7 protein-coding genes are annotated in these 11,070 nt (G+C 72.6%); all 7 read right to left on the reverse strand.

Going from position 1 to position 11,070, the window contains the following annotated elements:
- Positions 1 to 107: 107 nt before the first annotated feature.
- The 7 genes from ACSYGO_RS08770 to ACSYGO_RS08800 all read right to left on the reverse strand — a co-directional run bounded on the left by ACSYGO_RS08770 (position 108) and on the right by ACSYGO_RS08800 (position 11,066).
- Positions 108 to 4,976 carry an amino acid adenylation domain-containing protein gene (locus ACSYGO_RS08770; protein ID WP_460386411.1) on the reverse strand — a complete coding sequence of 1,623 codons (4,869 nt, stop codon included), beginning with the start codon at positions 4,974 to 4,976 and terminating at the stop codon, positions 108 to 110.
- A 144-nt stretch (positions 4,977 to 5,120) separates the two neighbouring features.
- The gene (sbnB, locus tag ACSYGO_RS08775) at positions 5,121 to 6,137 is read right to left on the reverse strand and encodes a 2,3-diaminopropionate biosynthesis protein SbnB (RefSeq protein WP_432176907.1); all 1,017 of its coding nucleotides are present in this window, start codon (positions 6,135 to 6,137) and stop codon (positions 5,121 to 5,123) included.
- The gene (sbnA, locus tag ACSYGO_RS08780) at positions 6,131 to 7,147 is read right to left on the reverse strand and encodes a 2,3-diaminopropionate biosynthesis protein SbnA (RefSeq protein ID WP_432176906.1); all 1,017 of its coding nucleotides are present in this window, start codon (positions 7,145 to 7,147) and stop codon (positions 6,131 to 6,133) included. The genes sbnB and sbnA overlap by 7 nt, the downstream gene beginning before the upstream one ends.
- Before the next feature lie 160 nt (positions 7,148 to 7,307).
- Complete coding sequence (locus ACSYGO_RS08785) at positions 7,308 to 8,732, reverse strand: condensation domain-containing protein (RefSeq protein ID WP_426682736.1); 1,425 nt, start codon at positions 8,730 to 8,732, stop codon at positions 7,308 to 7,310.
- A gap of 2 nt (positions 8,733 to 8,734) precedes the next feature.
- Entirely contained in the window at positions 8,735 to 8,995 is a 261-nt protein-coding gene (locus ACSYGO_RS08790; RefSeq protein WP_345647149.1) for an acyl carrier protein, read from the reverse strand.
- Between the two features lie 51 nt (positions 8,996 to 9,046).
- Complete coding sequence (locus tag ACSYGO_RS08795; RefSeq protein WP_095932635.1) at positions 9,047 to 10,048, reverse strand: beta-ketoacyl-ACP synthase III; 1,002 nt, start codon at positions 10,046 to 10,048, stop codon at positions 9,047 to 9,049.
- A gap of 7 nt (positions 10,049 to 10,055) precedes the next feature.
- A complete protein-coding gene (locus ACSYGO_RS08800; RefSeq protein ID WP_460386412.1) occupies positions 10,056 to 11,066 on the reverse strand; it encodes a TauD/TfdA family dioxygenase in 1,011 nt (336 codons plus the stop codon).
- Positions 11,067 to 11,070 lie beyond the last annotated feature (4 nt).

The following is an 11,070-nucleotide window of genomic DNA, read 5'->3' on the forward strand; positions in this document are numbered from 1 at the left end:
TGGGGTCCCTTCTGGTGAGCTGATGATGAGGCCGCCGGGCCCCGCTGGGTGACCGGCGGCGCTCCTCGGGTGGGGTCTGCGGCACGCGTCGGGCCGGCCCGCGGCGGTCAGCGGGAGTCGGTCAGGAGCGCGTCGATCTCGGCGCGCACCCGGTCCTCGATCTCCACGGCGAGCTGCGCCACGGTGGGGCGCTCGAACGCGACCCGCACCGGCAGGTCCAGGTCGTACTCGGCCTGGAGCCGCGAGATGAGCCGTACGGCGAGGATCGAATGGCCGCCGAGGTCGAAGAAATTGTCCTCGACACCGACCTTGTCCAGGCCCAGCACCTGGCCCCAGATGGCCGAGATGCCCTCCTCGATCTCGCTGCGGGGCGCGACGTAGGTGTCGGTGGCGACGGCCTCCGGGTCCGGCAGCGCGCTCCGGTCCAGCTTGCCGTTCGCCGTCAGCGGGATCGCGTCGATCTCGACGAACACGGAGGGGATCATGTACTCCGGCAACACGGACCCGAGGGCGCCGGCGAGTGCGCCGGCGCTGCCGACGACGTAGGCGATCAGGCGCTGGTCGTCGGTCACGACCACGGCCGCGTCCGTGACGTCGGGGTGCGCGGTCAACGCGGCCCGGATCTCGCCGAGTTCGATCCGGTAACCACGCACCTTCACCTGATCGTCGATCCGGCCCAGGAACTCCACGGCACCGTCCGACCGCCACCGCGCCAGATCACCCGACCGATACATCCGCTCACCCGGCTCACCGAACGGGTCCGGGACGAACCGTTGCGCCGTCCGCACCGGATCACCCACGTAACCACGAGCCACACCGGTCCCGCCGACGTACAACTCACCGACCACGCCCACGGGAACCGGACGCAGCTCGGCGTCCAGGACACGCATCTGGACGTTGGGCAGTGGGCGGCCGATCGGGACGACACCTTCATGGGAGGTCTCGACGGGGAACACACACGTACCCACCGTCGCCTCGGTCGGACCGTACTCGTTCCACACCCGACCATCCCCCAGCAACCCCCGCCACCGCTCCACCAGCGCCCCAGGCAGGGCCTCACCCGCGACCACGATCCGCGACGTCAGCGCACGAATCTCGTCATCCAAGAGCTGACCGCCGATCACCTCCAGATGACCCGGGGTGAGCTTGAGGAAGGAGAACGGGCCGGCCTCGGCCAGCGCACCACCCAGCTCGGTCAGCTCACCGTCGAACAACCACACCCGCTGACCCGCCACCAACGGCGCCCACACATTCGGCACCACCAGGTCGAACGCCACCGACGAGAACACCGGCGCACCACCCGAACCACACGACGCCAACTCCCGCACCGCCCAGTCCACATGATTGACCAGACCCCGATGCGAAACCTGCACACCCTTCGGCCGACCCGTCGAACCCGACGTGAACACCGTGTACGCCAAACCATCCAGATCCACCGACGGCAACGGTCCACCCGCATCCGGGTGCTCCACATCGGCCCGCACGACCTCGACACCGAAACGGTCCACATACCCGGCGGACGTCACCGCGACCTCGACGCCGGCATCCGCCAGCATCCCGGCCACCCGCTCCCCCGGCAACACCGGATCCAACGGCACAAACCCCGCCCCAGCACGCCACACCGCCAGCAACGCCACCACCAGATCAACCGACCGATCCAGCAACACCGCCACCGACGAACCCCCACCAACGCCGGCACCATACAAAGCCTGCGCCAGACGATCCGCCCGCTCCACCAACTCACCGAACGTCAACGACCGCCCCGCCGCCTCCACCGCCACCACACCCGGCGACGTCGCCGCACGCACAGCGATCAACTCCGGCACCGACACCCCCGGCACCTCAACCCCCGTGTCGTTCCACGCCTTCAGCAGTCGGCGTTCCTGCACGGAGCTGATGTCGACGGCGGACAGGGCGGTGTCCGCGTCGGCGGCCACGGCTTCGAGGAGCTGGACGAAGTGGTGGGCCAGACGCTCGACCGTCCCGCGGTCGAAGAGCGAGGTGGCGTATTCGAAGGCGCCGATCAGCGAGCCGTCGTGCTGTCGCCATACGAAGAGGGTGAGGTCGGTCTTGGCGACCCGCCAAGCGCCCTGGAAGGCGTCCATCAGGACGTCGTCGGCGGCGACCGAGGTCGCTCCCTCGTCCTGGAGGTCGAAGGCGACCTGGTAGAGCGGGGTGCGCGAGAGGTCGCGGGTGGGCTGGAGCTCGTCCACGAGGCGTTCGAAGGGCAGCTCCTGGTGGGCGAATCCGGCCATCACGGTGGCACGGACCCGCTGGAGCAGCTCGGCGAACGTGGGGTCACCGGTCAGGTCGCAGCGCATCACGAGGGAATTGAGGAAGAAGCCGACCGTGTCCTGGGTCTCCGGGCGGGTCCGGCCGGTGACCGGGCTGCCGATGCCGAAGTCGTCCTGCCCGCTGTAGCGGCCCAGCAGCGCGCCGAAGGCCGCGAGCAGGGTGACGTACGGGGTCGCGCCGTGCCGGCGTCCGATGCCGGTGAGGGTGTCGGCGAGGGAGGCCGGCACGGAGAACCTGACGCCGGAGCCGTGCGCGTCGCGCCGGGCGGGCCGCGGCCGGTCGGTGGGGAGCCTGAGCTCGGGCAGCCCCGAGAGTGCCTGCTTCCAGTGGTCGAGTTCGCGCGACGAGGAGACCTCGGCGGCGTGGGACGCCTGCCAGGCCGCGAAGTCGCCGTACTGCAAGTGGAGTTCACCGAGCTCGGGAGGACGGCCCTCGGTCGCCGCGGCGCACAGTTCGCGCAGTTCGCGGTCGAGCAGGACGGTCGACCAGCCGTCGGTGGCGATGTGATGGGCCGTCACCAGCAGGACCGGGCCGCCCTTCGGCACGCGGACCATCAGGGCGCGCCACAGCGGGCCCTCGGCGAGGTCGAAGCCGCGGGCGAACTGCTGTGCGAACAGGCCCTCCAGGTCGGCCTCCGAGGCGTCCTCGACGCGCAGTTCGACGGTGCCCGGCGCGGCGATCACCTGGCGGGGTTCCTCGCCCCGGACCAGGTACCGGGTGCGCAGGGACTCGTGGCGGGCCTCCAGCGCGTCGAGGGCGGACTGCACGACGTCACGCGTGGTGCCGGCGGGCAGCCGCAGGAAGAACGGGGCCACCCATTCGGGGCTGCCCGGGTGCATACGGTCCAGGAACCACAGCCGGTGCTGGCCGAAGGAGAGCGGCAGCGGCTCGTCGCGTCCGACGGGTGTCACACCGGGGACGGCGGGCCGCGCGTCCTCCAGCAGCCTCGCCTGCGCCTCGACGGTGAACGCGCCGAAGAGGCCGCGCAGTTGGATGTCGTCGCCGGATGCCCTGCGCAGCGCGTCGGCCAGCCGGGTCAGGACCAGGGAGGAGCCGCCGAGCGAGAAGAAGTCGTCGTGGGCGCCGACCTGTTCGACCTGGAGGAGCTGTTCCCACACCTGCGCCACGAGGCGCTCGGCGGGGGTACGGGGGGCGACGTGCTCGGCGGAGTCCTTGGCCGGCTCCAGGGCCGGGTCGGGCAGGGCGGCGCGGTCCACCTTGCCGCTGCTGGTGAGCGGGAAGGCGTCCAGCGGCACGAACAGCGAGGGGATCATCGGTTCGGGCAGCCTGCCGCGCAGGAAGGTGCGCAGTTCGTCGCGCGGGATGCGGCGGGCCGTGGTCAGGTAGGCGACGAGCCGCTTGCCGTCGCCCAGGGTGCGGGCGTCGACGACGGCTCCGCGGACGTCGGGGTGGGCGTTCAGTGCGGCCTCGACCTCGGCGGGTTCGATGCGGACGCCGTTGACCTTGACCTGGTGGTCGGCGCGGCCGAGGAAGTCCAGGGCGCCGTCGGACCGCCAGCGCACCAGGTCGCCGGTGCGGTACATGCGGCTGCCCGCGGGGCCGTGCGGGTCGGGCAGGAAACGCTCGGCGGTCTGCGCGGGCCGGCCGGCGTAGCCGCGCGCGGTGCCGTCGCCGGCGGCGTACAGCTCGCCCACGACCCCGACGGGCACCGGGTCGAACTCGGCGTCGAGGACGTAGACCCGCATGTGGTCCAGGGGTCGCCCGATGGGGACGGCCTCGGTGTGCCGCTCCGGGTCGTAGAGCTGGGCGGTGACGTCAATGGAGCACTCGGTGGGTCCGTAGGTGTTCCAGACGCGGGCGGCGCCCGGTTCGGCGAGCGCCCGGCACAGTTCCCCGTCGAGGGGTTCGCCCGCCGAGCACACCAGTCGCAGGTCGGCGCAGTCCGTCCAGCGCGGCTCGGCGACGAGCAGCCGCAGCACGGACGGCACGCCCTGGAGGACGGTGACGTGCTCGTCGGCGACCGTCGCCACGAGCAGGGCGGGGTCGGCCTCGGCGCCGGGCGGTGCCATGACGACGGTGGCGCCCGCGGCGAGCGGGGTGAACAGTTCCCAGCCTGCGGCGTCGAAGGTGAGGACGGTCTTCTGGAGCACGCGGTCCGTGCCGGTCACTCCCTGGTTGTCGAGGGACCAGGCGACCCGGCCGGCGATGCCGCCGTGCTGCACGAGGACGCCCTTGGGACGTCCGGTCGAGCCCGAGGTGTAGGTGAGGTAGGCGGCGTGGTCGGCGGTGACCTCGGTCCCGGGTGCCGTGTCGGGCAGTGCGGCGAGGGCGTCGGACTCCCGGTCGAGGTCCACGACTCCGCCGGGCAGGAGCTCCGCGAAGGTGTCGGCGTCGGTCCCGCTCGTCAGTACCGTGCGCGCACCGCTGTCCGCGACGACCCAGGCCGTGCGCTCCCGCGGGTGCCCCGTGTCCAGCGGCACGTAGGCGGCGCCCGCCTTCCACACGCCTAGCAGGGCGGCGACGAGGTCGTGGCCGCGCGGCAGGCAGACGACGACCCGGTCCTCGGCGCCGACGCCGCGGGACGCGAGGAGCCGCGCGATCCGGTTGGCGCGCCGGTCGAGCGCTTCGTAGCTCAGTGGCCCCTGGGCGCCGTCGACCGCGACGGCGAGCGGAGTCGACACGGCCTGGTGGGCGATGAGTCGGTGCAGCGGGACTGTCATCTCTTCTCTTCTCCAGGGAAGTGAGCGCGTGCGGCGGTGCGACGGCCCTCGGCGGCGCCGCCCGTGGTGCGGCGGCCCCGGCCGCCGCCGGTGGTCCGGCGGTTCGCGGCGGCGCGGCCGGCGGTGTGCGGGAGGGCGGGTGGCCTACGCGGCGGGCGGCGGCAGGAAGTCCGTGACGTCGGTGCCGAGTCCGCCGGCGCGGGCCCGGTCCCGTACGAAGCGGGCGAGCGCGAGGTCGAGGACACCGAGCCCGAACGGCGAGTACACGAGCCGTCTGCCGGGCCGCGGGGCGAGCGTCGCGGTGCCGCGCAGCAGAGCGCCGATGCTCGCGTCGATGAAGTCCCGTCCTCCGGAGGTGAGTTCGGCGAGGTGGACCGAGGTGTTCTCGCGGCACACGTGGTCGGGGTCGTCGACGACGTTGTGGGAGTCGAGGACGGCCGGGACGGTGATGTCGCGCAGCGAGAGGTGCAGCACCACCGTGCCGGGCGGGCAGGCGTCGAGGGAGGTGTGCGGGGTCGCGGCGGTGGTGGCGACGGACACCAGGTCGTGGGCGGCCAGGGCCTCGTCGAGGGTGTCGCAGTGGCGGACGGCCGCCGACGGCAGCAGCCGTGCGTGGTCCAGGGTGAACCGCCTGGCGCGCTCGGGGTCGGTGTCGTACACGGTGAGCCGGTCGAGGCCCGGGTGTTCGGCGGCGAGGAAGCGGAGCACCTCGCGGTTGATGACGCCGCAGCCGATGAGTGTGATCCCGGAGGGCCTGCGGCCGGCGAGCAGTACGCGCGCGCCCACCGCGGCGGACGCGGCGGTGCGCCGGGCGGAGATCAGGGAGCCCTCGATGAGCGCTTCGGGCTGTCCGTTGCGCAGCGAGTTGAGAAGGATGGCCGCGCTGGCGCGCTGCATCCCGGAGGCGATGTTGCCGGGGAAGGAGGCGATCCACTTCATTCCGGCGATGTCCTCGTCGCCGGTCTCGGTGCCGCCGCCGAGATAGGCGGGCAGTCCGATGATGCGGTCCCGGGGGCGGTCGGGGAAGCGGAGGAAGACGGAGTGCGGCAGGCTGGTGCGGCCCTCGTCGTGGCGCCGGTAGGCCTCGGCGACGAGGTCGACGACCTCCTTCTCGCGGCCTTCGAGGAGGCCCGCGACCGTCTGGTGGCCGATGATCAGCATGTTCCCACCGCCATGGTGTGCTCCGGTTCCTTCCACAGGTGGCTCACTTCGCCGAAGTGGCGGCGCACCCATTCGTCGTCGTAGATCGTGTCGAGGTAGCGGTCGCCGCGGTCCGGGAAGACCAGCACGCAGGTGCTGCCGGCGGGGATGCGGTCGGCGAACCGGCCCAGGGCGGCGGTGACGGCGCCGGACGAGCCGCCCGCGAGGATGGCCTCGCGCTGCGTCAGGGTCCGGCAGCCGACCACGCAGTCGAGGTCCGAGACGAGCACCACTTCGTCGGCGCGTGCCGGATCGAAGAGGGCCGGGCGGACGGCCGCGCCGTGCCCGGGGAGCAGCCTGGGTCCGGCCGGGCCGCCGAACAGCACGCTGCCGAGCGCGTCGACGCCGACCAGCGTCGTGGACAGACCGTGGTCACGGATGTAGTCGGCGCAGCCGGTGAGGGTGCCGCCGGTTCCGGTCGCGCAGAACAGGTAGTCGACCCGGCCGTCCAGCGCCTCGGCGATCTCCCGCATGGTCCGGGTGTGGGCCCGCGGGTTGAGCGGGTTGGCGTACTGGTTGGGCCAGTACGCGCCGGGCAGGGCGGCCACCAGCTCGCGGACCCGGGCGAGCCGGGCGGGGAGGTAGGCGCCGGTGTCGGGGTCGGGTTCGGTGACCATGTCGACCGTGACCTGGTAGGCGCGCAGGATCTTCAGGTTCTGCCGGGTGGTCTTGGGGTCGACGACGCAGATGAAGTCGATCCCGTAGTAGCGGCAGATCTGGGCGATGCCGATGGCCAGGTTGCCGGAGCTGGACTCCACGACCGTGGAGCGGCCGGGGACGAGTTCGCCGCCTCTGATCCGGCCCAGCAGCATGGACAGCGCGGACCTGTCCTTGACGCTGCCTCCGGGGTTGAACCCTTCGAGCTTGGCGAGGACCCGGGAGGGGAAACGGGGCAGCAGGCCGCCCAGTTCCACCAGATGTGTGTCGCCGACGGCGTCGAGGATGCCGTCGAGCACCGGTCGTGGCGTCATGGACGCGGACTCCTGCCGGATTCGTGGGCGGTCTCGGGATGGGCCGGCGCGGCGGTCACGGGGCGCGGCGCCGTGACCGCCGCGGGCCGCACGGCCCCGGCGGTCGCGGGGCGCGGGGACATGACGGTCACGGCGGTCGCGGGGCGCCGGGCCCCGGCGGTCACGGCGTGCCGCCGGAGCCCGCGCCGCCCAGGGCGAGCAGGGCCCGGCGCTCGGCGTCGTCGGTCAGCGGGATGCGGGAGACGCGCTGGTCGGGGTCGTCCGCCGCCGCCTCGACGAACCGCAGGAAGACGTCGAACAGCCGCTCCACCGTGGCCCGTTCGAACAGGTCGGTGTCGTAGCGCAGCGCCATCGTCAGCCCGTACACATCACGGGTGATCTCCAGCGAGAGGTCGCACTGGCCTTCCAGGTGCGGGATCTCCAGGTACGTCGTCTCGATGCCCGCCACGGTCATCGGTTCGCCGGAGGCGGCGCCGCCCATGCCCGGTCCGAACCGGTCGGTGGCGACCATCGTCACCGAGATCCGGTAGAGCGGGCCCGTGGTGCCGGCGTCGCGGGCGACTAGCGGGTACGGGTAGGAGACGCGTGCGGTGGCCTGCCGGACCCGGTCGGCGGCCTGGGTCATGGCGTCCGCGAGGGTGGTGTCGCGGCCGAAACGGCCTCGGATGAGGACGGGGTTGACGAAGTAGCCGACGACCTGGGCCGCGGAGGAGCGGCGGGTCGACGCCGGGCAGGCGAGGAGGAAGTCCCGCTGGCCGCCCCAGCGGTGGAGCAGCGACTGGAAGGCGCCGAGCGTGAGGGCGAACGGGGAGACTCCGCGCTGCGCGGCGGTGCGCAGCACCTTGTCGGAGAGCCGGTCGGGCAGCCGGCGCAGCAGGCTCGCGCCGGTCTGCGAGGACACGACGGGGCGGGGCCGGTCGGTGGGCAGTTCGGCGGCCTGCGCGCCGGCGGCCTCCTCCTGCCAGAACTCGGCCTGCCGCTTGCCGCGCGAGGAGTCGAGAAGCATTTGCTCGCGCTCGACGAAGTCGTCGTAGGCGACGGGCAGCGGTTCCCAGCCGGGATCGTCGTGGCCGGTCGCGAACGCCTCGTAGGCCTGGAGCAGGTCGCGCCACAGCAGCCACTGGGAGAAGGCGTCGGTGGCGATGTGGTGGGTGACGACGAGGGCGACGGCGTCGTCACGGCGGCGCAGCAGGACGGCCCGGAAGGGGCCCTCGGTGTCGAGCCGGAAGGGGCGGCGGACCTCCGCCCGCACCAGTGCGTCGAGCTCCTCGTCCGTCGCGTCCGGCACCTCACGGACCGTCAGTTCGCCGAGCGCGCCGACCGCTTCGACGACGCGGCAGGGCTGTCCGTCGGTCTCGGTGTAGCGCGAGCGGAGCATCGGATGACGGTCCGTCAGGGCGCGTACGGCGCGGCCGAGGATCTCCGGGTCCGGCGCGGGCGTCATGCGGGCCCCGCCGGCGAGGTTGTACGTCGCGCTGTCGGGGGCCAGGCGCTGGAGGAGCCACAGCCCCTCCTGGCCCACCGACAGCGGCAGCGGTGTGTCGAGGACGGTGTCCACCGTCGGCCCCCCGTGGTGGCGTTCCACCGTCAGACCTCGGCCTTCGCGGTCGCGAGGAAGGCGACGACGTCCCGCACGCGCAGCAGTTCGGCGACCGTCTCGTCGGGCACGGACAGGCGGTAGGTCTTCTCCACGGCGGCCAGCAGGTCGACCCGGGTGAGCGAGTCCATGCCGAGCTCCTCGAAGCTGGAGTCCGCGTCGATGTCGCCCTCCAGGTCGGGGGCGGTGCGCTGGACCAGGGCGATGACCTCGGCGGTCAGGGCGTCGGTGGTCGTCTCGTGCGTCGTCATGTGTGGATCCGTCTCTTGAGTGGTGGGCTGGGAAGGGTGGCGGTGCCCTGGTCAGGGCATGCGGACGACCTGTCCGGCGTAGGTGAGGCCGGCGCCGAAGCCGAGCAGCAGCACGTGGTCGCCGGGCGTGGAGCGGCCGCTGTCGTGGAGGCGGCTGAGTGCGAGGGGCACCGAGGCGGCGGAGGTGTTGCCGGTGTCGACGACGTCGTTGACGACGCGCTCGGGCGGCAGTTCCAGCTCCCGGGTGAGGGTCTTGATGATGCGGTTGTTGGCCTGGTGCGGCACGAACCAGTCGATGTCCCGCATGGTGATTCCGGCGGCGGCGCAGGCCCGGTGCGCGACGTCCGGCATGGTGGCCGTGGACCACTTGTAGACGAGCGGGCCGTTCATCGCGACGTACTCGCGTCCGTCGGGCCTCTCGGTGAGGCCGAGGACGTTGTGCCGGGCGCCGTCGCTGCCCCACACGGCGGGGCCGATCCCGGTGTGCTCGGAGCGCGAGACCACGGCGGCGCCGGCTCCGTCGCCGAAGATGACGAAGGTGTCGGGGTCGTCCGGGTCGATCCAGTCGCTGGTGCGCTCGGCGCCGACCACGAGGACGTGCCGTGCCTCGCCGAGCCGTACGGCGCCGGAGGCCATGGCCATCGAGTAGGTGAAGCCCGCGCACACCGCGTTGAGGTCGTACGCGCCCGAGTTGGGCAGGCCGATGCGGCTGGCGACCTCCGGCGCGATGCCCGGCATGCGGCGCTTGCGGGTCGCGGTGGCGACGATGGTGAGATCCACCTCGGTGGGGTCGATGTCGGCCATCACCAGGGCCTTCTCGCCGGCGGCGACGGACATGGTGACCAGGTCCTCGGCCTCGCTCGCGTGGTGCCGGGTCCTGATGCCGGTGCGCTGTTCGATCCACTGCGGGGAGACGGTGGTGCGCGGGGACAGCTCCTCGTTGGACAGCAGCTTCGCCGGCCGGTAGGCGGCGATGCCGGTGATGCGGGATCCGTGGGTCGGCGGGGTCAGATAGGTCTCCAACGGAGCTCCCGCTGCCTCGGGTTGTGCCATGACGTCCTCAACTCCTCCCGTCCGACGGGGCGTCGGACGGCTCGGCCATGGCCACGGCGATCCGCCGGGGCCCGGTGAACGGCTCGCGCGCGTGCGCGGTGAGCATGTTGTCGACGATCAGCACGTCGTCGCGCTGCCAGTCGAAGCGGACGGAGTTGGCCCGGTAGACGGACCGCAGATGGTCCGTCACGGCGTCCGGGATGGCTCCGCCGTCGCCGTAGTACGTGTTGGTGGGCAGGTCCTCGTCGGGGAAGATCGCCCGCAGGCCCGCTCCGACCTCCTCGGCCACGGTGGTGACGTGGAAGAAGGTGGCGTGGTTGAACCAGACGCGCTCGCCGGTGACGGGATGGCGGTGCACGGCCGCACGGGCGGCGGTGGTGCGCAGTCCCCCGTCGGGCCGCCATTCGGCGACGATGTCGCGCTCCGCGCAGTAGGCGGTCACCGCGTCCCGGTCCGTGGCGGCGAACGCCTCCTGCCAGGGCACTCCGAAGCCGGTGTGGAAGTTGCGCACCACCTGCCAGCCGCGCCGCTCGAACTCCTCGCGCACATCGGGGTCGAGGGCGGCGAGCACGCGCCGTGTGTCGGCGAGCGGGGTGGCGCCCTGGGTGGTGGGCGGTTCGGCGCAGTGGAAGTAGAGGGTGCCGGGCCACACGGCCTGGTAGGAGTTCTCGTTGTGCAGGAAGATCTCCTCGGCCGCCGGGTAGTCGGTCGAGGTGTAGACCTGGCCCTTGATGGTGGAGCGGGGCGAGGAGCGCTCCGCGTAGGCCAGTGGCGGCGTGCCGGAGAAGGCACGGACCACGGCGTCGAAGCCGTCGACCCCGCCGATGGCGTAGCCGCGCAGCAGGACGGCTCCGTGTCGTGCGAGGCAGCGGCGGAGCTCGTCGCGGTGTGTGTGGATGTCGGCGAGGACGGCGGCGTCCTCGGTGCGGGCCCGGTGCAGATGGGGCGCCGTGCCGGTGCCGGCCCAGCCGGGCAGCGCGCCGGTTCCGGCGCGGGTCATGTCGTGGGTGCTGGTCATGTCG

The organism is Streptomyces krungchingensis (assembly GCF_054729265.1).